Source organism: Elusimicrobiota bacterium (assembly GCA_041660185.1).
In the GTDB taxonomy this organism is placed as follows: Bacteria; Elusimicrobiota; Elusimicrobia; order 2-01-FULL-59-12; family 2-01-FULL-59-12; genus JBAZWU01.
On record JBAZWU010000004.1, the window covers coordinates 21,927 to 42,890 of the forward strand.

20 protein-coding genes are annotated in these 20,964 nt (G+C 57.1%); 13 read left to right on the top strand and 7 right to left on the bottom strand.

The window, feature by feature from the left end; translation table 11 throughout:
* The first annotated feature begins 37 nt into the window (after window positions 1-37).
* On the top strand, window positions 38-199 hold the full coding sequence (locus tag WC859_04525) for a hypothetical protein (GenBank protein ID MFA5975413.1): 162 nt from the start codon (window positions 38-40) through the stop codon (window positions 197-199).
* A gap of 120 nt (window positions 200-319) precedes the next feature.
* Here WC859_04525 and WC859_04530 read toward each other — a convergent pair whose 3' ends face one another.
* Window positions 320-1,006 carry a methyltransferase domain-containing protein gene (locus WC859_04530; GenBank protein ID MFA5975414.1) on the bottom strand — a complete coding sequence of 229 codons (687 nt, stop codon included), beginning with the start codon at window positions 1,004-1,006 and terminating at the stop codon, window positions 320-322.
* Window positions 1,007-1,059: 53 nt separating this feature from the next.
* Between WC859_04530 and WC859_04535 the strand changes: the two genes are divergently transcribed.
* The 4 genes from WC859_04535 to WC859_04550 all read left to right on the top strand — a co-directional run bounded on the left by WC859_04535 (window position 1,060) and on the right by WC859_04550 (window position 3,700).
* Window positions 1,060-1,440 (top strand): hypothetical protein, encoded by a 381-nt coding sequence (locus tag WC859_04535; protein ID MFA5975415.1) that lies wholly within the window; start codon window positions 1,060-1,062, stop codon window positions 1,438-1,440.
* A 158-nt stretch (window positions 1,441-1,598) separates the two neighbouring features.
* A complete protein-coding gene (locus WC859_04540; protein ID MFA5975416.1) occupies window positions 1,599-1,820 on the top strand; it encodes a hypothetical protein in 222 nt (73 codons plus the stop codon).
* A 210-nt stretch (window positions 1,821-2,030) separates the two neighbouring features.
* Window positions 2,031-2,750 carry a CDP-alcohol phosphatidyltransferase family protein gene (locus WC859_04545; protein ID MFA5975417.1) on the top strand — a complete coding sequence of 240 codons (720 nt, stop codon included), beginning with the start codon at window positions 2,031-2,033 and terminating at the stop codon, window positions 2,748-2,750.
* Complete coding sequence (locus WC859_04550) at window positions 2,747-3,700, top strand: lysylphosphatidylglycerol synthase domain-containing protein (protein ID MFA5975418.1); 954 nt, start codon at window positions 2,747-2,749, stop codon at window positions 3,698-3,700. The genes WC859_04545 and WC859_04550 overlap by 4 nt, the downstream gene beginning before the upstream one ends.
* Window positions 3,701-3,831: 131 nt before the next feature.
* On the opposite strand, the gene WC859_04555 is transcribed toward WC859_04550, so the two are convergent.
* The 5 genes from WC859_04555 to WC859_04575 form a co-directional block, all read right to left on the bottom strand.
* Complete coding sequence (locus WC859_04555; protein MFA5975419.1) at window positions 3,832-4,911, bottom strand: Gfo/Idh/MocA family oxidoreductase; 1,080 nt, start codon at window positions 4,909-4,911, stop codon at window positions 3,832-3,834.
* 127 nt (window positions 4,912-5,038) lie between these two features.
* Window positions 5,039-6,400, bottom strand: coding sequence for an aspartate aminotransferase family protein (locus WC859_04560; GenBank protein ID MFA5975420.1), 1,362 nt, complete (start codon window positions 6,398-6,400; stop codon window positions 5,039-5,041).
* Window positions 6,360-7,205, bottom strand: a complete 846-nt coding sequence (locus tag WC859_04565; protein ID MFA5975421.1) for a hypothetical protein — start codon at window positions 7,203-7,205, stop codon at window positions 6,360-6,362. The genes WC859_04560 and WC859_04565 overlap by 41 nt, the downstream gene beginning before the upstream one ends.
* Window positions 7,202-7,966, bottom strand: a complete 765-nt coding sequence (locus tag WC859_04570) for an NDP-sugar synthase (protein MFA5975422.1) — start codon at window positions 7,964-7,966, stop codon at window positions 7,202-7,204. The genes WC859_04565 and WC859_04570 overlap by 4 nt, the downstream gene beginning before the upstream one ends.
* The gene (locus WC859_04575; protein MFA5975423.1) at window positions 7,912-8,613 is read right to left on the bottom strand and encodes an HAD family hydrolase; all 702 of its coding nucleotides are present in this window, start codon (window positions 8,611-8,613) and stop codon (window positions 7,912-7,914) included. Before WC859_04575 ends, WC859_04570 begins: the two co-directional genes overlap by 55 nt.
* 198 nt (window positions 8,614-8,811) lie before the next feature.
* On the opposite strand from WC859_04575, the gene hemL reads away from it, so the two are divergent.
* The 8 genes from hemL (at window position 8,812) to WC859_04615 (ending at window position 19,253) form a co-directional block, all read left to right on the top strand.
* Window positions 8,812-10,104: a glutamate-1-semialdehyde 2,1-aminomutase gene (gene hemL / locus WC859_04580; protein ID MFA5975424.1), complete on the top strand. Its 1,293-nt coding sequence runs from the start codon at window positions 8,812-8,814 to the stop codon at window positions 10,102-10,104.
* A gap of 31 nt (window positions 10,105-10,135) precedes the next feature.
* Window positions 10,136-11,359, top strand: coding sequence for a DUF1015 domain-containing protein (locus WC859_04585; GenBank protein ID MFA5975425.1), 1,224 nt, complete (start codon window positions 10,136-10,138; stop codon window positions 11,357-11,359).
* Window positions 11,359-12,903: an anthranilate synthase component I family protein gene (locus WC859_04590; protein MFA5975426.1), complete on the top strand. Its 1,545-nt coding sequence runs from the start codon at window positions 11,359-11,361 to the stop codon at window positions 12,901-12,903. Before WC859_04585 ends, WC859_04590 begins: the two co-directional genes overlap by 1 nt.
* A complete protein-coding gene (locus tag WC859_04595) occupies window positions 12,900-14,192 on the top strand; it encodes a hypothetical protein (protein ID MFA5975427.1) in 1,293 nt (430 codons plus the stop codon). Before WC859_04590 ends, WC859_04595 begins: the two co-directional genes overlap by 4 nt.
* A gap of 20 nt (window positions 14,193-14,212) precedes the next feature.
* A complete protein-coding gene (locus WC859_04600; GenBank protein ID MFA5975428.1) occupies window positions 14,213-15,166 on the top strand; it encodes an aminotransferase class IV in 954 nt (317 codons plus the stop codon).
* Between the two features lie 140 nt (window positions 15,167-15,306).
* Complete coding sequence (hisG, locus tag WC859_04605) at window positions 15,307-16,188, top strand: ATP phosphoribosyltransferase (GenBank protein ID MFA5975429.1); 882 nt, start codon at window positions 15,307-15,309, stop codon at window positions 16,186-16,188.
* Window positions 16,189-16,296: 108 nt separating this feature from the next.
* Complete coding sequence (locus WC859_04610; protein MFA5975430.1) at window positions 16,297-17,829, top strand: AsmA-like C-terminal region-containing protein; 1,533 nt, start codon at window positions 16,297-16,299, stop codon at window positions 17,827-17,829.
* A 293-nt stretch (window positions 17,830-18,122) separates the two neighbouring features.
* Window positions 18,123-19,253 (top strand): hypothetical protein, encoded by a 1,131-nt coding sequence (locus WC859_04615; protein ID MFA5975431.1) that lies wholly within the window; start codon window positions 18,123-18,125, stop codon window positions 19,251-19,253.
* Between the two features lie 299 nt (window positions 19,254-19,552).
* Here the strand turns inward: WC859_04615 and WC859_04620 are convergent, their stop codons facing one another.
* The gene (locus tag WC859_04620) at window positions 19,553-20,959 is read right to left on the bottom strand and encodes an FAD-binding oxidoreductase (protein MFA5975432.1); all 1,407 of its coding nucleotides are present in this window, start codon (window positions 20,957-20,959) and stop codon (window positions 19,553-19,555) included.
* Window positions 20,960-20,964 lie beyond the last annotated feature (5 nt).

Genomic DNA, 20,964 nt, shown 5'->3' on the forward strand with positions numbered 1-20,964 from the left:
AAGGGAGGTAAGACTATTATCTCAAGGAGGGAATACCATGTCGGAAGTGTTAGAAGCGGAATTCAAAGGAAATGCCATGTTGGTCATCCGGAACTCGTCGGCGGACAAGTTCCCATTTCAGTTCGGGCTTCGCAAAGCCAGGCTGGTTCTGGATCACATCGAGGATATTCGGAAGTTTATTACAAAACACGAACAATAAAATATCAGGGGTTTTCCCGATGGATACTTCATCGTCATTCCCCCCGGCCACTGGGGGGGGGTCCATCATTGCCGGTATGATTGGATCCCCTGCCAGTGGCCGCAGGGGATGACCGTCGTATTACGTCGGTTTGGTTCCGCCGGTCACGGCAAAATTCAAGTATCGCCAGTGACAGCCGACATCCTGAAAACCGGCTTCGCGGATCCACTTGACCTGATCTTCGGCGGTGGCGGGGACGTCTTTGGCCCGGAACTTTTCATACCAGGAAGCGCCGTCTTCTCCCTGAGCGCGCATGTAAAGTTTCCAAAGTTGTTCGTACTGCTGGGTCAGGCGCTCCGTCCTGCCGCGGACAATATCGCGGCACAACAAGATGCCGCCGGGGTTCATGGTGGCGATCAAGCGCCGGAAAAAGTTGCGTTTGCCCTGGTCATCGGTGTGATGCAGGACAAGCCCCGCAAAGACCACGTCGTAACCGGTCCCCCAGCTGTCCCGGGTCAAGTCTCCCTGCTGGAAGGTCGCGCGTTTCGGATAGGCCCAGAGTTTTTTCTTGCAGAGGTCCAGCATGACCGGACTCAGGTCAAAGGCCGTCACCGTGGCGTTCGGAAACGTGTCCAGGAGAAGCCGTGACAGGATCCCTGCCCCTGATCCGATATCCAGAGTCTTGAAGGCGTCGAGCCGTTTGAACGGGATCAAATCCATCATCAGCGAATTCTGTTTCTGGTAATAGGGAACCAGCCGGCTGATGAGATTTTCGTGGTCCGGGGCCACGCGGTCGAAATAGTGACGGAGTTCGTCTGAATCGGACATGGTTTTAAGTGAAAGCAATTCCCAAAGATAATAGTATATATCCGGACGGAGCCATGTCTTCTATTCGACGCATCTTGTGGGTGGCCGTTGTCGCGGTCTGTATCCCTGTTGGGCTTGTTGGTCTGGCCCAGGCGGGATGCCGTTATGTCCTGGTTTCATTTCATTTTCTCGAATGCCGAGAGGTGACCGCCTCCGAGGTTGCGCAAGAGGAGCGCACCGTCGACCAACTTCCGGGAGTGGACAGCGTTCCCCCGGGGAAGCAGCTGCGGGTGCGCTGCGGTTGCGAATACACCTTGTCGGGATCCGACCCGCGCTGCGATTTTGAGCACAGCGAGGAGCAAGAATCCCTGCTGAGAGTGGAAGAGCGGGCCAGAAATTGCAAGAAAGGCAAGCCGCTCTGCAAATCAGTTTGCCCGCCGGAATGGACCGACTGACGGACCGTCTCATTTATCGACGGAAAAATATGTTGACAGAAGATTTCCGACGGATATAGAATGAACGCGCTTGAGATCAATCGACGAGGGAGCTGCGGCGGATGCGTTGATCGCCGCAGGTCCCGTCGAAAAAGATTAGGAAACGGGGGGTGATTCACATGGCAGAAAAAGTGGCAAAAGCAGGAGTTAAACGGGCAGAAGGCTATCTCTATTTTATCGACAAGCAAGGAGATGTCTCTCGCGCCAAGATGGCACGCGGCGGCAAGAAGGGCGGCAAGCCGGAGAAGGTGGCGAAAGTCGGAGTGAAAAAAGCAGCAGGCTTCCTTTACTTCTTGGACAAAGCGGGGGATGTGTCCCGCGCCAAGATGAAACGCCGGTAATTTCAGTTCCCCCGCCCGCTGTCGGCGGGTTTTCGGTTTACAGAGCCCCTTTCCCCAGTCGGTTCCAGGGCTGCGGAAAGGGGTTTCTGTTTAAACTGCAGTACACCCCAATCTTGTAAAATTCCACAGTCGTCATTCGCCAGACGTCTGGCGGATCCATCATCAGCAGCTAGATCCCCCGCCAGAATCCGCGGGGGATGACGGAGGGAAATGAACAACATCCCGCCTTCGCCGAACCCCTTTGCCAAGGAAACAGACGGTTTCTTTGCGCGTCACTTCGATCGCCGTCTCTCGGGGGCGATCAGCCGTTATTTACTGAAAACACCTGTCACGCCGAATCAGATTACGGTCGGCGTCACACTCTTGGGAGTTGTCGCCGGATATTTCATGGCTCAGATTGGCTATACGGCCAAGGTGATCGGTTCAGCGCTTTTCCTTTTGACTTCGATCCTGGACGGCTGCGATGGAGAAGTCGCGCGTGCAAAAAAAATGACTTCGAAACTGGGTGGCTGGCTCGATTTGTGGGGGGATAACGTTGTGCACGTGGCGGTGTTTTACGGGGTGGGGCTTGGCTTGTTCCGCGACAGCAACCATCCCATCTATTTGCTGCTTGGCAAGGCCGCGGTGATCGGGACCATTCTTTCAGCGTCTCTGGCGAGCTATCAAACGTATCGGAAGACCCGGAATCGGACTATTCAGCCTGAGAAAGGATTTTTTACTTCAGTGGCAGGAGATGAAGCGGCGGTCCGCTCGGTGCCGGCATGGGAAAAACGTTTGGTGGCGGTCAGCGATGCGCTGGCCCGGCGCGATTTTGTGTACGGGGTCCTCTTTCTGGCTTTGATCGCGCATCTGGAATGGTTTTTATGGCCGTGTGCGGTAGGGGTCAATGTGTACGCCGCCGTCCTTTTGCTCTTGATCATCGTTTCATGAAACTCCTTCGTATCATCGGCATACTCATCGGGCTAACGATCGTCGGCTATCTCGTTCACCAGGTGGGATGGGGCGTCATCCGGCATACGCTGGGGCTTCTGGAGTGGGGATACGTGATCGTTTTGTGTTATCCCCTGAGCTGGATGGTGTTCAATACCACCGGGTGGTTCTGGGCGCTGCACGTCCAGTATGCCTCCCGACTCTCCCTGCTTCGTCTCCTCCCGATTCGCCTGGCCGGTGAGACGTTTAATTCGCTGCTTCCCTCCGGCTACGTAGGGGGCGAACCCCTCAAAGCCAAACTACTTGGGGGGATCATCCCGCTTCGGGAAGCGACTTCTTCTGTCTTAATCGCCAAATCGGCACAAAGCATTGGATTAGTCGTTTTTGTGGGGTTAGGGTTGACCCTTGGACAGAATCAGTCGTCTTCGTCCATCCCTCAGAGGGGAACTTGGACCGCGCTGGCGATTCTGGCGGGAGGAATCGCGATTTTTTCGGTGCTTCTGGCGCGCCGGAGCTTCAGCCGTCTGGGACGCGGGCTTTACCGGATCACGCGCCTGGGCTGGATTCAGCGTCGGGAGAAATATCTGGTGTCGCTGGATGAATCGCTTGGGAATTTTTATCGTGAGGGGAAGGGCCGGTTTTTCATGAGCATCGTTTTTCATCTCATGGGATGGTTGGCCGGCGCGCTGGAGGTGGCGGTCATTTTTTGGCTAATCGATCACCCGATCGGCTGGCGTCAGGCGTGGTTTATCGGGGCCATGGCGCAGCTGGCTTCCGTCATTGGACTGCTTGTCCCGGCCGGTGTGGGGCTTTACGAAGGGGGGCACTACATGGCTGCTTCTCTTCTGGGGATCAACCCGGCGCTGGGGTTAAGCGTCAGTCTCGTCCGCCGGGTGCGTGAAATTTTCTGGGATGTGCTGGGGCTTTTGTTCTTCTGGAAATTATCGTAGGAGGGATAGGGATAGGGGACGCTGTTTAGTTTTGTAGTTTCCCGTTCCCGTGTTTGTCGCGTACGTCTTCGATCCCGGGAAACTACAAAACTAAACAGCGTCCCCTATCCCCCCCTATCCCTTATCTGCGGTTACGCCAGTGCCTCCGCTGGCTTCACCGTCCCGGGAAAAGGAACCGGCATCTCTTTAAATCCGTGCAGGTTGGATTGGTAGGCCGCCTGCAGGAGCGCCAGGCACCATCCCGCCTCTTTTAAGTTCGCCCCACGCTTGGCGGGATTGTGCACTTCCTCCACGAAATCAGGCCAGAGCGCTTCAAACCACTCCGCATGATGAGACCCTGCGGATAAAGCCGATTCAAAGGCGATCTCCTGTTTCTCCCCGTCGTGCGTGGTCAATAGAATCCGGTCATCATCGAGCAGGAGCGTTCCGTTCTGGCCCTGCACGATCACATTGTTGCGCCGCATCTTGGATCGCCAGGTCAGGTGAACGTATCCGTCCGCTTCCGGGAACTGGACAAGCGCCTGCACCGCTTCTTCCAGGCTGTTCGGGTTTTCCCGGTCCCGCAGCATTTTGGCCAGGATACTCTCCGGCGCCGCTTGAACCAGGTTCTGGAGCAGATAAAACGCGTGCCAGCCGTGGTCGACCAGGATACCGCCTCCCGCGATGGCCGGATCCGTGCGCCAATCCTCGGATGGCCCGGCGGTGTCAGCGGCGCCCTGGGCGGTTCCTTTGCAGTGTGTATTCCTCAGCGTGAAAATCTCAACATGCCAGACCGGGCCGATGCGGCCTTCCCGGATCAGGGAGAACGCTTTCTGAAAGATGGGCGCGTATTTCCAGTTATGAACGGTAAATACGGTCTTGTCCCGCGCCACGCTCTCCCGCGCCAGAGCTTCGTATTCCGAGACCTTGAGCGAAAGCGGTTTCTCGCACAAGACGTGGCAGCCGTTTTCGAGCGCGCGCTGCGCGAGCGCCGCATGGGAGGCCGGCGGTGTACAGATGTCTACGAAATCCAGTTTCTCCGTCCGGAACAACTCCTCGACGGTGCTGTAAACGTGAATCGCGGGCTGGCATGCTTTGGCCGCGGCCTGCCGAGTGGAGGAGGGTTCCACAACGGCGACGATGTCGCAGTTGCCGGCCTTGACGTACGTCGGCCAGTGCCCAAATTCCGCGATATTTCCAAAACCGATCAGAGCGCCTTGTAGTCGGGTCATAAAGTACTCCTTCTTTCGTCATCCCCTGCGGGTGGTGGCAGGGGATCCATAATCGACGTGTGGCATGATGGATTCCCGGCCAGTGGCCGCCGGGAATGACGACTTAAGCGCCCGCGGGGGATGACGTTTAACTGGGGATCTCCCGGGCGATCGCGGCGAGCGCCCCGTCGATGCGGGCCACGCCGTCCAGCGCCTCTTGCTCCGTCAGAATCAACGGCGGATGAATCCGGACGCGGGGGGCGTATCCCATCAGGATGACCCCGCGCTTTAAACATTCTTCAAAGAATTTCACGCAAACGGCCTTCGGCATCTTTTCCTTGGTTTTCCGGCTGGTGACGAGGTCCATCCCGATCAAAAGACCTTTGCCGCGTACGTCTCCGATAAAGTCGTACTTGTCCTGGAGTTTTTTCAGCGCGTTCTGCAGTATTTCACCCACGCGGGCGCTGTTGTCGGTCAGGTGGTCTTCCTCGATCGTTTGAATGGTTACCAGAGCGGCGGCGCTTGCCAGAGGGTTGCCGCCGTAGCTGGAAGACGATGCGCTGGGCAGGGACCAGGGTTTGGCCTGAGCCAGTTCATCGGTTGTCACCACACCGCTGACCGGGAAGCCGGATCCCATGCCTTTGCCGATCGTCAGGATGTCCGGTTCGACCGAGTCGTGATTGCAGCCGAAAAGCAGTCCCGTGCGGCCGAAACCACAGATCATTTCATCGGAAATATAAACCGCGCCATTTTCGTGAGCGATGTCGCGAATCTGCCGGATGAACCCGGCCGGCGGCACGATGTTGCCGGCGGTGCCCTGAATCGGTTCCGCGATGATCGCGGCCAACTTGCCCTTTACCTTTGACTGGATTAATTCCTTGAGCTGGCGGATCGCGTCCTGAAAGCATTCTTCTGCGGTGCCATTAAACCGGTAGACATCCGGATAAGGGGTGACATGCATGCCGGGCGCGAGGGGCCCGACATGAATCTTCCAGTCTACATCCGAGAGCGGAAGCACGCCGCCGGTCTTGCCGTGAAACCCGCCGCCAAAACCGATGATATCCGTCTTCTTCGTATGGGAGCGCGCCAGACGGATCGCCGCCTCAACCGCTTCCGCTCCGCCGCTGAAAAGCTGGGTCCGCTTCAGCGCTCCGGACGCCAGAGATGCGATCAGCTTCATCAGTTTCAGCCGGACCTCACTGGTGAAACTGCCCACCGTGACCTTCTCCAGCTGATCACGCACCGCGGCCACGTATTTCGGATGTGAATAGCCGAGGCTGGCCACCGAGACGCCCACGTTGAAATCCAGATAACGGTTCCCGTCGATGTCCGTCAGCCAGCAGCCCTGCCCCCGCTCGATCGTCAGCTTTGAAAGCAGGGCAATGGACTGAATTCCGGGAGCGATGTAGCGCTGCTCCTCTTCGAAGAGCGCGACGGATTTGGGGCCTGGCCAGCGCGTCGAAGCGGCGTCAGCGGAGGCCGGCGGTTGTGCGGCTGTTTTGTAGGGCATGATAAGTTTCCTTTAAGTATTTGGCGATCGCACTGGCGGCCGCGCCCCGGCAGGGAGCGAACGAAGGCCAGTCGTTTAAATCAATCAGCGTAATGTCGCCTTCCGGCGAGATGATCGCATCCCCGCCGTAAATCCCGATGTCCAAGGCCTTGGCGGCATGCTCGGCCAGGGATTCGAGCGTGTGTTCATCGAACGGATGGCCTTTCGACTCTTTCGGATAGTAAGGCCAGAAGAGCCGTCCTCCGCGCACCGCGTAAAACTTCACTTCATCGCCGGGCCGATGCTGTTGCAGGACCGCCTGCTTCAACCCGCGGGATACGAATGTTTTGACGGACTTCGCCAGTTCGTCGAGCGATTGAACTTTGACGACATCCCCGGCCTGCGTCGCATGGACATCGGCGCGCTTCAGCCAGGCCCCTGGCGTCATCAGGGTCTGGTAACGCGACAGATCGCCCGGATGCTCCGTCGACAGGAATTCGCTGTGAGGGAACCCCAGGTCTTTTTCGCGCAGGGTCGAGCAAAGACTGTCACGGTACGTGCGCCGGGACGCCTCCGGATCATTCAGGATCAGCGCCCCCTGTTTTTTCCATTCCGCCAGTTCCGCCAGCGCGTCAGGCCCCTGGCACATGGAAAAAATCAAATCCGCTGTTTTCCAGAGCGAACGGGCTTCTTCCAGCGTGGCGAGCTGCATGGGAGCCCCATAGCGCTCCAGCGCCTGACCGACCAGGCGCAGAATAACCGCATCGTTGCTCAAGTGCCGCCCCGGCGAATAGGCCGGTTCACGATAAATGCCGAGAAATTTCATCGCGTTAAAAAGCGCTCCGCGGACCGGATATCCTCCGGCCGGTCCACATCAATAACAGGGGGTAGCGGGATGCCATAAAAACGGTAGCCATATTTTAGTAGATGGCCGAGGTATTGGCGCAGCGCTGAATAACCCTGTTCCAGGGCCGGGTTCTTCTCCTTCAGAATCGTTGGTTGAACCCAATAGAATCCGGACGTGACATAAGCGCTGTCGCTCGCTCCGCCGATTTCCGCGATTTGATAAATCCCGGGTTGTTCTTCGTCCCGCAGCGTGACCCGCAGGGGTTTCTCATCCTCAATCACATCCGTCAGGCCCAGGAGAACGTCTGCTTTTTGGAAGGATCGCCCGGCCTCCGCGAAGCGCCGATACGTTTCCGGAGAACAAACCGAATCCACGGTCGTCATAAAAAAAGGTCCCGGCCCGTTCTTCGCCAGGCGCTCCAGGACGATCAAAAAACTGTGCATGGACGAAGGCGTTGTGCGGATGATCCATTCCATTTGAAGATGAGGCCGCGAGGCACGCACATAAGCCGGAACCTCGGTGGCCGCTTCATTGACGATGCAGGTGATCTGCGAAAGGCCGGCGGCTTCGAGGCCATCCAGCGTGTAATCAATCAATTTTCGCCCGCCCACGGGAGTTAGCGCTTTGGGAATTTTCTGCCCGAGCCGTTCACCCCAGCCGGCCGCGATAATACCGCCGGTCCGCATCAGACGGCCTGCCCGGTCTTTAAGAGTTCTCGCGGTAAGTCTTCCAGGCTGCACAGGACCCCATCCGTTTGATGGGGGCTGGGGGGAGTCTTGTTTTGATCGCCAATCAGCCAATAGGTTCTCATGCCGATTGATTTGGCCGGAACAATGTCCCGCTCAAACGAATCACCGACAAAAGCGACTTGTTCAGCGGGCAATCCAAGCTTCTCCAGCGCAAAAGAGAAAATTTTCGGATCAGGCTTGTACATCCCAACCACCGCCGAGTCCAGAATCACCTTCAAGTGGGAGAAAAACCTGAATTCCCGGCATAGCGTTTCAATATTTCCATAGAAATTCGAGATGATACCAAGACGTATACCGTGATAGCTGAGATTTTCAAGAATGCGTCTATTTCTCCGCAAAATTCGTTCCGACGGTTTCCAGAAAGCAGCAGCTACCGCTATCGCTTGTTTGGGATCTTTGAGCCCCAGTTTTTCAAACTGCCACCGCACATGGCGATCCATCATTTCGCGGAGGCCAGCTGTTCGAATGGAGGGGTCCTTCTCCGCCTGGGCATCAGCCCAATAAAAGGCTTCTTTTATCTTCGGTTTTGAGATGTCTTTAAAATCGGTCTTAGAGTAAATCTCATAGAAACGGTCCAGCCAGTGGAGGCCATCCGAGTCGAGGGTACCTCCCCAATCAAAAAGAATTGCAGAAATCATCGTAAAATCAATCCAAAAGCTAATTTCATGTATTTTGGAGAAAGGACGGGAATAGACCGAATTATAAGGATTTCAGCCCCTGTCTGTCAACGAAACTACCTTATTAAGTTGGCATCTGAATGGTAAATTGCTAAAATTTCGCCTCGCAGATCGGTATTCTCTGACAATGTCTGCGTCGACCATCGGGGGCGACCGGCAATGAAGCCACGAAAATCCGAAATCTTATTCCGTAAATCCCAAGCTATTTTCCCTGGCGGTGTGAATTCCCCAGTCCGTTCATTTAGAGCGGTCGGCGGGACGCCCCGTTTCATGGCTCGCGCGCAGGGACCCTATATCTGGGACGCGGATGGGCAGCGTTATATCGATTTTTGTAATTCCTGGGGAGCTTCGATTCTGGGACACGCTCCCTCTGCGGTCACCTCCGCGGTAGCCCGCGTAGCTCGTCGCGGGTTGAGCTTTGGGACCCCGACTGAAGCGGAGTCCATCCTCGGGCAGCTCATTCAAAAAGCATTGCCTTCCATGGCGCGGATGCGTTTGGTGAGCTCCGGCACGGAAGCCGTTCTGTCGGCTGTTCGGCTGGCGCGCGCCGCGACCCAGCGGGAAGTGCTGGTCAAATTTTCCGGTTGTTATCATGGCCACGTCGATTCCCTGCTGGTGAAGACCGGCAGCGGAGCGTTGACGCTTTCCTCCCCGGATTCCGCCGGGGTCCCGCCCACGCTGGCCCAGCGGACACGGGTTCTGGCTTACAACGACATTGAAGGCGTCAAAGAGTTATTTCGCCGCGAAGGGCAATCCATCGCTGCGGTGATTGTGGAGCCTGTGGCGGCCAATATGGGAGTGGTTTTGCCGAAACCCGGGTTTCTTGAGGAATTACGGGCGGTAACAACCTCCCACGGCGCTCTGCTTATTTTTGATGAAGTGATTACCGGGTTCCGGGTGGCGTTCGGAGGAGCTCAAACGCTGTATAAGATTACCCCGGATCTCACCTGTCTCGGGAAGATCGTCGGCGGCGGCCTGCCGTTGGCGGTATACGGCGGCCGGCGGGACTTGATGGAGTGGGTGTCCCCCCTGGGACCTGTTTATCAGGCTGGAACGCTTTCAGGCAATCCGGTCGCGGTCGCCGCGGGCATCGCCGCGCTGACGCAGCTGAAACAAAGGAATCCCTATAAAGCGCTGGATCATCTGACCGCCTGGTTTGTGGAAGAGATCGAAGCCCTGGCGCATGACGCGGGCTTGAGCATCCGCATCAACCGGATCGGTTCGATGTGGACGCTGTTCTTCAATAACGCGCCGGTGGTGGATTTGCTCAGCGCGCAGCGATCCAATAACTCGATTTACTCAACGTTTTTCCAGCAGCTGCTCGAAAAAGGTGTTTATTTCCCGCCTTCGCCGTACGAGGCGGCCTTCCTGACCACCGCCCATTCCCGCGCGGTCCTCAAAAAAGCCCTGACATCGATCGAAAAAATCTTCAAGAAACTTCCAATTCAATAACAGTAGGCGAGGGCTATGTTAGAATCTGGGCATGGTTCAAATCGCTCCCTTCAAAGCGGTCCGCTATAACGCTGATCAAATTTCAAAATCTTCCGATGTTATTGCGCCGCCTTACGATGTCATTCGTGAGCCGGAACACAAACGCCTCCTGAAGCGGCATCCAAACAATATCGTGCGCGTGGAATTGCCGGCCGCCGCCGAGACACAGGACCGCTATGCCGTTGCCGCTGAGATCTGGAAGCGCTGGCAGGAGAAGGGGGTTCTGACTCCGGACAGCGAACCGGCTTTCTACGGATATGAGCAGCGTTTTTCCGCCGGCGGGAAGAAGTATGTGCGCCGCGGGTTCTTCGCCGCCCTTTTTCTGGAAACGCCGGGGGTCGGCCACGTGCGGCCGCACGAACGGACTTTCCCGAAACACAAAGAAGACCGCCTGCATCTCATGCGGGCCACGCACGCGAACATCAGCCCCATTTTCGGGATTTTCATGGACCGGAAGCGCAAAGCCCAGGCGCTTCTGGCCCGGCGGATGCGGCAGAAGCCAACCGTGTCGGCAAAGGGTGACAAAGGGGTTAAGCATCGCCTCTGGCGCTGGAGCGATGCGGAAGCGATCAAGATTTTGACGGGCGCGCTTCGCGCGGAAGATGTTCTCATCGCGGACGGCCATCACCGCTACGAAACCGCCTGGAATTATGCCCAGGAAAGAGGCGGATTGCCGGGGGCTTACTCCGGACAGGACGCTTACCGGTATGTCATGACGTTTCTCTGCCCGCTGGAGGATCACGGCCTGGTGATTCAGCCGACGCACCGGCTGGTTCGCTGGCAGGCGCCGTGGGACGAATGGAAAAAGCAGATCGAACAATCGTTTGTTATCCAGCCGATCGCCGGTCTCCAGAAGATGATCTCAAGGCTTCAGTCTCCCCGGGAGAAAACATCCCTCGGCCTGGTCTTTGAAGGGGGGAAACTCTTCTGGCTGAAAGCCAGGTCTCGCGCGGTCGCCCTGCCGGTGGTCCCGCTTCATGAAGAAATTCTGAAAGATGTGCCGCTGGAAAAGATTAGCTACCTCCAGGACCCGAAAGAAGTGGCGCAAAGCGTCCGGAACGGCCAGGCCAACGCCGCCTTCCTTCTGCCGCCGCCGGATAAAGACGCCTTTGCCCGCCTGTGCAAGGCCGGGCAGCGCCTGCCGCAGAAATCCACCTACTTCTATCCCAAGCTCGCGACCGGCTTCGTCATGCGTTCCCTCGACGGCGAGGCCTGATGTACCCGTCTTTCAATCAATTCGCCCGTTGGGCCTCTCAATACCGCGCGGTCCCGATCTGGATCGAGCCGGAGCTGCCCGGCACCGATCTCCTGGACTGGGTGCATAGTCTCGCCGGCGCTCAGCAGCGGTTTTTCTTTCTTCATAGCGCCTCCGCCGGCACACAAGCCCGTTATTCCTACATCGCCCTGGATTCTCCGCGCTACAGCGTGGAGCTGGATGATCAAGCGCTCGTCCTCCGGTACCACGCCGACAACGGCGCGCGCCAGGACGCGCTCAAAATCGGCAATCCGTATCAGCGTTTCCATGATTGGTTCCGGCTGTTTACCGGGCCGCGGGTGGATGGCCTGCCTCCCTTCTGGGGCGGTGCCGTAGGTTATCTGGGATACGAAAGCGCCCAGTATGTGGATCCGAAATTAAAGTCCCTGTTTTCAGCGCGCCCCAAAGCCCAATCCCTGGCGCTGGAGCATTTCGGCGACCTGGAGTTCGGGGTTTTTGACGCGGTGGCCATTGTGGATCATGCTCGCGGCCGCCTCTGGATCGTGCATACGCTGCTCTTGCCGGAAGCCCGGACGCTATCGCCGAACCAGCTGGAACGGATCTATCGTCAGGCGCAGGACCGTTTGCGGCGATATGCCATCAAGCTCCAGCGGGCCGTTCATCAGCCCCGCGCGTGGGGAACGTTCCACACCGGCGACATCTGCTCCAACTGTTCGGAAGCGGCTTACCGGCTTATGGTGCGAAGAGCCAAAGGCCTTATTGCGGCCGGCGACATTTATCAGGGCAATTTAAGCCATGTTTTTTCCTCAACCTGGGAAGGGGATCCCTGGTCGTTGTACCGCCAGCTGTCGGCCATTAACCCGTCGCCCTATGCCGCGCTGTGGCGGTCCGGCAGCCGGTGGATGCTCAGCGCTTCTCCGGAGCTGCTGCTGCGCCAGGAGGCTGATCACGTGGAAACCCGGCCGATCGCCGGCACGTACCCGCGCGAGTTCCCTTCCGATGATCGCCAGGTCGCCCAGACGCTGCTCCGGGATACCAAAGAGCGGGCCGAACACATCATGCTGGTGGATCTGGAGCGCAACGATCTGGGGCGAGTGTGCCAGTCGCCATCCGTGCAGGTGTCGGAGGCGCTCACCCAGGAAATCTATTCCCATGTGGTGCATCTGGTCTCGGATGTCCGCGGGAGGCTGGCTCCCAACAAGACCTGGCTCGATACGCTGCGGGCTTGTTTCCCCGGCGGGACCATTACCGGCTGCCCCAAGCTCCGGGCGATCGAGGTCCTGCATAAGCTGGAGCCGCACCGGCGCGGCCCCTACACCGGCTCGCTGGGCTGGATTGGATTTAACGGAGATATAACGTTTAATATTCTCATTCGAACCTTCTTTATGGATAAAGGACGGATGAGTTTTGCGGTTGGCGCGGGGATTGTGGCGGATTCCGATCCGCTTCGCGAGTATCATGAAACGCTGTACAAGGCCCAGGCTCTTCTCCAGGCGCTCCAGGAACAAGGAGCAATAAAACCACCTCCCACTAAACTCCTATGAAAAAACTAACTGCTTACGCCATCGCTTGTTGTCTGATCGCCCCATGCGTATTCGCCAAGCCGGCGCAGGTTCCTGCTTCGAGCGTCCGGGAGGACGCCATCCTTCACCAGGTTCGGCTCCTCAATCAGATTCCCGAAGACCAGCTGAGCGATAGGAACGATCCCGGGTTTTCCATCATCAAAACGATTTACGACGAGGATGCTCCGGATTTCCTGACCTTGCGGAAGGTTCTGGGGAAAGCCCGTGTTCGAGCGTCGTTAACGCCCAGTGCGAAAGCCGTCCTGGCGGAGATCATCTCCCAGCGATGGGACACCTTTACCCTTTCAGGCAATCTGTGGCTGAGCGCTCTGCAAAGCCCCAACGCCGAGCTTCGCGACAAGGCTCGCCAGCACCTCGTGGCCTTCATTCAGAAGCCGCACATCCCGGTGTTGATTGACCTGCTCCGGAAGCCGGGGGCGAACCAGCCGGCCTATGAAATCTTAAGGGAAGTGACGGGGCAATCCATCGAGCCCACTCCGAAAAAATGGCAGAGCTGGTGGGCCAAAGCAAGTCGTAAGGCCGATCTGGTCGGCCATGTGTTAAAGGACACCCGGATGCAGATTCTGCAGCAACATATCGCCGGATTTGATCAGGAACGATTCTGGTATCTACCGGACGATGTCAAGAAAGCGAATCAGGGTTATTCGAGCCGGCCCCTGGCCGAACAGACGCTGGTGACGCGTTGGAGCGAATGGGTCGAGGCCGATGTCAAGCAGTACGTCGACGAATGGTCTCTTGTAAAACCCATTCTGGACCGCCTGATCCATCAGCCGGATCCGCGCGTGAATAAGTTTTTCGAACAGTTGTTGGAAGACCCCGGGATGGGCGATTATGCAGCCATCGTGCTGGCTTGGCGTGGCGGGGAGGCCTCCCTTCCGGCTATCCAGGCGGCCTATCAGCGTTTCCCTACGGTTGGGCGGGCGCTGGGAAGAGGGTCACTGGGGGACAAAATGGCCCTGAGGGATCTTCTGGGTCTCATCGAGAAAAAAGGAGCCCCTCTTTCCTTCTACATGATGGACGATAACGCGCGTTCTTACGCGAAAACCCTGCATACCGTCGGCGTGATTTCCGCGGAGCAGTCTTTTGAACTTCTGGCTCATCATGTGTGTGACTTCCGGGATGTGGATACGCGGCGCGAGAAGAAAAAAGCCATTAAAAAAGCCAAACAATGGCTCGACAAAAACTGGGATAAACTCACCTTCGACAGGCGCCGTCGGTATTTTGTTCTGCCCCAGGAATCCTCCCGGTAGCGGCCGCCTTTTCTTCGCTGGTGAAAGTATTCCTGAATCATCGGCTCCTGGATGAATCAAAAGCCCGTGTCTCTGTTTTTGATCACGGGTTTCTTTATGGTGATGGTGTTTACGAAACCGTCCGCGCCTACGACGGACGGGTTTTCCGCTGGGAAGAACACTCCCGCCGCCTCCGCCAATCCGCCCGCCGGATTGCGCTCCGCTGCCCCTGGTCTTCCGCTGAATTGCTACAAGCCGTTAGAAAGGTCCTACGCGCGAACCATCAGCCGGATGCGTCGGTACGGATCACCCTGTCCCGCGGGCCCGGACCGCTTGGTCTTGATCCGGAACAATGCCCCCGGCCGACGTTGGCCATTCTCCTCCATCCCTATCGCGCGCTCGAAGCGCTTTGGAAAACCGGGATCTCCATCGGGATTGTCCGCGTCCGGCGGAATCATCCGGACTGCCTGGATCCGCAGATCAAATCCAATAATTCGCTCAATACCATCCTGGCAAAGATCGAAGCGCAGCGAATGAAGGTCTTCGAGGGGATTTTGACCAATCTCGATGGGGATCTGGCGGAAGGAACCATTTCCAATCTTTTTTACGTCCGGAAGGGATGTCTTTATACACCGGCGCTTTCCGGCGGCCTGCTGGAGGGGATCACGCGCCGGATCATTCTCCAACTGGCCCGCCAGATGAAGCTCCCGGTCCGGGAAGGTCGCTGTCGGCCGCCGGATCTACAGAAAGCGCAGGAGATCTTTATCTCCAGCACAACCCTGGAAGTGATGCCGGTGATTTCCGTGGCGCAGTACAAGGAGTCCCGCGGAACCGCGATTCGCCGGTTCCGTGTCGGCGCCGGGTGTCCCGGTCCTGTGGCGCGGGAGCTCCACCGGCGTCTGCGTTTGCAGATCGCGCGGGAGCTGAAGCTGCCACGCCCAACGTCATTCCCCCCGGTAGTTGGGGGGGAATCCATCCTGCCGTCATTGGTATGAGTGGATCCCCCGCACCGTCCTCCTGTCGAATCGAACAGTCGGTGCGGCCCCGTCAAAGAGAACGTCACCGGGAGGTCGGGGCCGCCAGAGTCCGCGGGGGATGACAATCAGAAATGAAGGGTTTGCTATAATTCGAATCTATGGTTAATACGTCGAAGCTTAAATTAGGCCTTCCCAAGGGAAGCCTGCAGGAAGCCACCCTCGAAATTTTCAAGCGGGCCGGCATCCGGGTCTATGCCTCGGATCGATCCTATTTCCCGACCTCCGATGACGACGAATTGGAGATCATGCTGGTGCGTTCGCAGGAAATGGCGCGCTACGTGGCGGACGGCGCTTTTGACGCCGGCCTGACCGGTCATGACTGGGTCATGGAATCCGGTGCCCAGGTGCATGAGATCTGCGAATTGCTTTATGCGAAAAGCGGTTTCCGCCCGGTCCGGTGGGTGCTGGCGGTTCCGAATGACTCTCCGATCAAGTCCGTCAAAGACCTGGAAGGAAAGCGCATCGCCACCGAGCTGGTCGGTGTCACGAAAAAATATCTTGAGAAACACGGCGTGAAAGCGGACGTGGAGTTTTCCTGGGGCGCGACGGAGGCCAAAGCCGGGTTTCTGGTGGATGCCATCGTCGAACTGACGGAAACCGGGAGTTCTCTACGGGCGAACAAACTGCGGATCGTCGATGATCTCCTGACGTCCAGTACCCGGTTTATCGCCAATGGGACTGCCTGGAAGGACCCCTGGAAGCGCGAGAAAATGGAAAATATCGCGATGCTGCTGCAGGGAGCGCTGGCCTCGGAAGGCATGGTCGGGCTCAAAATGAATGTGGAACAGAAAAACCTTGAGAACCTGATGAAGCTTCTGCCGGCGCTCAAGCGCCCGACGATTTCAGCGCTCAGCGAAACCGGCTGGTCCGCGATTGAAGTGATCATTGAAGAAAAGATGGTGAAGCGCCTGATCCCGCAGCTCAAGCGGGCCGGGGCGCAGGGAATCATTGAGTACCCGCTGAACAAGGTGATCCCGTAATACGTCATTCCCGGCAGCCACTGGCCGGGAATCTATCCTGCCGTACAGCATGATGGATCCCCCGCCAGAGACCGCGGGGGATGACAGGTTGTTGGACCCCGTGAGGCTATGAAACGACTTCTCCCTTTCGTCATTGCCCTTGTCCTGCTGATCGGCGGTCTTGTTGGTCTTTCCCTCCTGTTCCATCCTGAAAGCCATCGCGCGGACGTGTCCCGGTATTTATCCCGCCATCTGGGGCATCCGGTCCAGATTGGGAAGCTCGAAGCCCTCTTTTTTCCGCCCTGCCTCCGGCTGCAGGATGTGACGGTTCTTCAGGCCACGGGGACTCCGTTATTCCATGTGAAGCAAATTGATGCCCTGCTGGATTGGCCCAGTCTCTTCCAGGCCCGGTTTGTTCCTTCCGGGTTGACGTTTAATCAGTGGACTCTCTTTACGCATCGCCGGGCCAATGGCACATGGGATTATGACGAATGGCTGGGAGCCGGCTTCCAGGGGGACGGATCGGACGCCTGGCCGCTGCGGACCCTCGCCTTTCAAAAAGGCGAATGGCAATGGAGCGCTTCCGATGAGTCCGGGCCGCAGGAACTGCTGTTGAAGGATATGGACGTGAGCTTCGACCGGAATCGACAGACGGCTCGAGCCAGCGGGAGCCTGACCATGGCGACCCCGGTCACGTTCATGTTCGAAGGGAAAGGGCAGTTTTTTTCTCAACTCAAATGGTCGGGGGAGCTTCGTCTGGCCGAAGCCGGGCGCCAATGGATTTTGAAGATGACGGGAAGCCCCGGCGCGATCGATGTCAACGGACAATCGTCCGAATGGCGGCTGGATAACGCGTATGCCTTCGCTAAGTTTTATATTCATTGGCCCGGGTGGGCGGTGGAATCCGATAAACGGGCGGTTCTCCACGACTGGAAAACCCACTTCGTCTGGATGGCCAGCAGCATGACGTTCTATCACACGGCGTCTCTGGGCGATGGGCTGATGGAAGTGAAAGGGCAGGTGTCCGCGGAGGTCGGAGACTCGGTCCTGTCTCTGCGGGCCGGTGCGCAGGACTTGCCGCTGCAAACGTTATTTCCCATGGCCGGAGGGCTGGATCTGGACGGGAAGCTGACCGGTTTCATCAACGATTTTAAAATCAGCTTATCGTCGCGCTCCTGGTCCAGTTTGAGCGGCAACGGCGTGGCGGAGATCAAAAACGGGACGCTCCGGTTTCCTCCGGCTACGCTGAAGAGCCTCGCCAAAGCCCATACCCTGGCCTATTTCAGGAAGAAGGTCCGGGATTTTGATGAGAAGGGACTTCCGTTTACGTTCGCGAGCGCGGACTGGAAGGCCAGCGACGGGATGGTCGTCCTGGATAACGGGGTTTTGAAAGGGGCCGGGATTCAAGCGGCTCTGGCCGGCAAAATCGACGCGGCGCGTCACGGGATTGACGCCTTCCTCCGGCTCCAGCTGCAGGAAACCTCCCCGGCGCTTCTGAAGCAGCTTCCTAAAAAGTATGTTTATGGCGCGCCCAGGCATGAACGCATTCAGCCGATTTTCGGCCGCGTGCAGGGCTCCTGGAGCGAATGGATGCTCCGCGCCACCCCGTCCAAAAAGATTCCCGCCGCTACTCAACTAAAACTCCGCACCGCCCTTAAATAATCGCCGGGGGACCCGGCGCCCCTCCGGACTCCAGCGCAGATTGCCGGTCGCCACCTTTCTGGCGACCGTCGCTCCACTCCCGAACCAGGCGAGCCTCCATCACACCCCGCCGGCATCGCCAAAACGGTTCGCTCGTGTCGCTCAATCCGCAAGTCGTCCGTCGGGACCCCGGGTCCCCCGGCTCCGAAGGGTTTAGAAACTCTCAATTCAGTGCGTAGGTATTTTCTTCTCAATTTATTAAACTTTCATATCGATTACAGTTTTCCGTTTTCAAGAAAAAGAGGCGGACGATTATGACTCTCATTTTGTGGATAGCCGGACTTTGGGCACTCATCACGGGCCGAATGACGCTATCTCCTTCAATTCAATTGAGGGGAATTGCCGCTCGGGTTTTTGGGGCGACCGTTCTCGCTTATACCCTATTGATGCATCCTTTTCTTGTTTCATGGCTCTTGAAATATTTCCCCGTTTCTATAGCAGATGAAACTAGTGGAAGCAGCGTCCCCTTTCTGATATCCCAACTCGTGCTGACAGGGTGCGTGCTCTGGGGTCTCGGCAAATTATGTGCGGCCATCTATCAGTCGGAACCTCCCATCCAATCGAAAAAACCCCCCGTAGCCTCGACTGGATTCTTAGTCCTGGTCGGATGCATTCTCCTTGGGGCCATTGGGGCCTATCAGCGGGTCGCCCGAAAGGAACCTCACGGTACATCGTTACCTTCGGAGGACGGTCCCAATGACACTAACCTGAATCAGTTTCTCCAGGCAGCAAACTCTAGAATTACAAGCTCACGTACTATTGCTGCAAATGTCGGAACCCCTATGGAGGTGACACCAATACCCAGGCGTGATGACATGAGCTCAGTAGGCCCGACTTCAATGTTTTTTCTCGTCCAAGGTCCGCGAGGAAGGGGAAAATGTCGGTTCATGTTTTTTCCTGCCTCTGTTAATCTCGATAAAAAAGGTCACTATTTCTTGTACTGGAAATTCAATAACCGATGGATATCTATTCTGGATTCTATCGAGCCAACCAACGCCAACATCAAGCCGGGAGAGGAGAACATAAACCTTCCCGGGATTGAGCCTCAAGCGATTGACTGCTTCTTTACGTCAGCGTTAGACCACAATAACAACCCTGTCGATCATCTCGATAAAGCGACCATCAAAAAAGGAGAAATCATTATTTATTCAGCATGGGATCTGGAAGCTGGCCGGAAATATTCTTTTGTTGGCAGAATTTATGATGGAGCCGGGAGAGAAGTTTTAAACTATCCAGTGATCGCCACTCCTCAAAAAAAGCGGTGGTATATTTGGTTCTATCACAGTTTCAATCCAGATCGGGATAAACCGGGAAAATGGCAATTCGTGATCGAAGCCAATGGAAAAAAGTACATCCAGAAATGGTTCCCGGTAACGAACCCGTAAAAAGTCCTTCTTTTCTAAGGTCGCAAATTGCGTCCTTAGAGATTCAGATTTCTCATGTACGGGCGGTGATGGGTCCCCGAAGGCTATCTGAGCCGAAGCGACTGCTTCCAGTTCTAATAGTTCACCCAGGGATTCGGTGCTGGGCTCTTCCGCGACCAATCGAGCGACTGCGGTTTTAGTGAAAAGTTCGGCAAGTTGTTCGCCATCCCGACGGTAGTTTTGGAGGGTGGCGATGCCGAACTTTGAGCGTTAAGAAACCGCACTGGAGCGAGTGGGCGTGGAAGAGCCCAGCACCGGTTCTAAAAGACTTTGCCGGGGTTGAGGATGTGGTTGGGGTCGAGGAGGTACTTGATGCCGCGCATGAGGGTGACCGCGCCGGGGCCGACAAACTCTGAGAGGTATTCTTTCTTCGCCAGCCCGATGCCGTGCTCCCCTGAGACCATGCCTCCGCGCTGGCGCGCGTCAGCGTGCAGAGCGTCGCGGATCGGGTGATACAGCGCGTCCCAGTCCAACTGTTTCCTGAAATCCGGTTTTCCGTCTTTGAAAGCCACCCGCATGATGTGGGAGTGAACGTTCCCGTCGCCCGCGTGGCCGTACGTCGGCAGCCAGACCCCGAATTTCCGCTCAATGGCGTGAACCGCTTCCACATGCGCGGCAATCGCTGAGCGCGGCACCACGATATCCAGAATCTCCAGGCACAGCGGTTTCATCGCTTCATACATCTGGCTGCGGAAGTCGAGCACGTCTTTCTGTTGAGACTCCGACTCCGCCACAAAAATCTCACCTGCGCCATGCTTCTCGCAAAGTTCCTGCAGGGTCACCCAGAGCGCTTCCAGTTCCGCCAGTCCTGATGCCTCCACGATAATCATGAGATACGCCTGAGCGCCTTTGGCCGGCCACTTCCGGTGCAGGCGTTCTTCCGTCAGGGCGATGCTGTCCGCTTCCATAAACTCGACGGCCAGCGGTTCCAGGTTTCGCCGGATAATCTCCGGAACAGTTCCAATCGCCTGCGCGATGGTGGGGTAGGGAACGATCAGCGTGGCGGTATGCCGGGGTTTTGGCAGAAGCGCGATAACGGCCTTCGTGAAGACTCCCAGCAAGCCTTCGGATCCGACCAATAAGTGAAGCAGGTTGAAACCGGTGCTGTTTTTGACCAGCTTGCCGCCGAGCTGAAGAATTTCGCCCTGCGGCAGTACCACCTCAGCCCCGCGCAGGAAATTCCGCAACGTCCCGTATTTAACGGCACGTGATCCTCCGGCATTGGTGGCGATCACTCCGCCGATCTGCGCGGTGTCTGCGCCGGGATGCGGGGGGAAGAAGAGACCATCTTTTTCAATCACCGCGTAGAGATCGTGTAATGGGACGCCGGCTTCAACAGAGACCATGAGGTTTTCTTTGTCGACCTCGAGGACGCGGTTCAGGTGATCGAACAAGAGAACGATCCCTTCGGGCGAAGGCACGCACGCGCCGCAAAGTCCCGTACCGCCTCCGCGTGGGGTGACCGGGATCTTGTGTTGGTTGGCCAGTTTCAGAATTCGGGAAATTTCCTCGGCGTTGTGCGGCCGGACCGCAGCGAGGGGATTCTGGCGGAAGGTTGGAAGGGAAAACTCATCCCCGGCGAAACTCGCCAGCCGGTCCGGATCCTCAATCAGATCCGCCGCCCCAACAATTTTCTTCAGCTCATCAATCCATACGGAGGAAGACACAATTA

Bases quoted from the DNA above. Each gene is read 5' to 3' on its own strand.
- WC859_04525 (MFA5975413.1), top strand. From the start codon at position 38: ATGTCGGAAGTGTTAGAAGCGGAATTCAAAGGAAATGCCATGTTGGTC.
- WC859_04530 (MFA5975414.1), bottom strand. From the start codon at position 1,006: ATGTCCGATTCAGACGAACTCCGTCACTATTTCGACCGCGTGGCCCCG.
- WC859_04535 (MFA5975415.1), top strand. From the start codon at position 1,060: ATGTCTTCTATTCGACGCATCTTGTGGGTGGCCGTTGTCGCGGTCTGT.
- WC859_04540 (MFA5975416.1), top strand. From the start codon at position 1,599: ATGGCAGAAAAAGTGGCAAAAGCAGGAGTTAAACGGGCAGAAGGCTAT.
- WC859_04545 (MFA5975417.1), top strand. From the start codon at position 2,031: ATGAACAACATCCCGCCTTCGCCGAACCCCTTTGCCAAGGAAACAGAC.
- WC859_04550 (MFA5975418.1), top strand. From the start codon at position 2,747: ATGAAACTCCTTCGTATCATCGGCATACTCATCGGGCTAACGATCGTC.
- WC859_04555 (MFA5975419.1), bottom strand. From the start codon at position 4,911: ATGACCCGACTACAAGGCGCTCTGATCGGTTTTGGAAATATCGCGGAA.
- WC859_04560 (MFA5975420.1), bottom strand. From the start codon at position 6,400: ATGCCCTACAAAACAGCCGCACAACCGCCGGCCTCCGCTGACGCCGCT.
- WC859_04565 (MFA5975421.1), bottom strand. From the start codon at position 7,205: ATGAAATTTCTCGGCATTTATCGTGAACCGGCCTATTCGCCGGGGCGG.
- WC859_04575 (MFA5975423.1), bottom strand. From the start codon at position 8,613: ATGATTTCTGCAATTCTTTTTGATTGGGGAGGTACCCTCGACTCGGAT.
- hemL (MFA5975424.1), top strand. From the start codon at position 8,812: ATGAAGCCACGAAAATCCGAAATCTTATTCCGTAAATCCCAAGCTATT.
- WC859_04585 (MFA5975425.1), top strand. From the start codon at position 10,136: ATGGTTCAAATCGCTCCCTTCAAAGCGGTCCGCTATAACGCTGATCAA.
- WC859_04590 (MFA5975426.1), top strand. From the start codon at position 11,359: ATGTACCCGTCTTTCAATCAATTCGCCCGTTGGGCCTCTCAATACCGC.
- WC859_04595 (MFA5975427.1), top strand. From the start codon at position 12,900: ATGAAAAAACTAACTGCTTACGCCATCGCTTGTTGTCTGATCGCCCCA.
- hisG (MFA5975429.1), top strand. From the start codon at position 15,307: ATGGTTAATACGTCGAAGCTTAAATTAGGCCTTCCCAAGGGAAGCCTG.
- WC859_04610 (MFA5975430.1), top strand. From the start codon at position 16,297: ATGAAACGACTTCTCCCTTTCGTCATTGCCCTTGTCCTGCTGATCGGC.
- WC859_04615 (MFA5975431.1), top strand. From the start codon at position 18,123: ATGACTCTCATTTTGTGGATAGCCGGACTTTGGGCACTCATCACGGGC.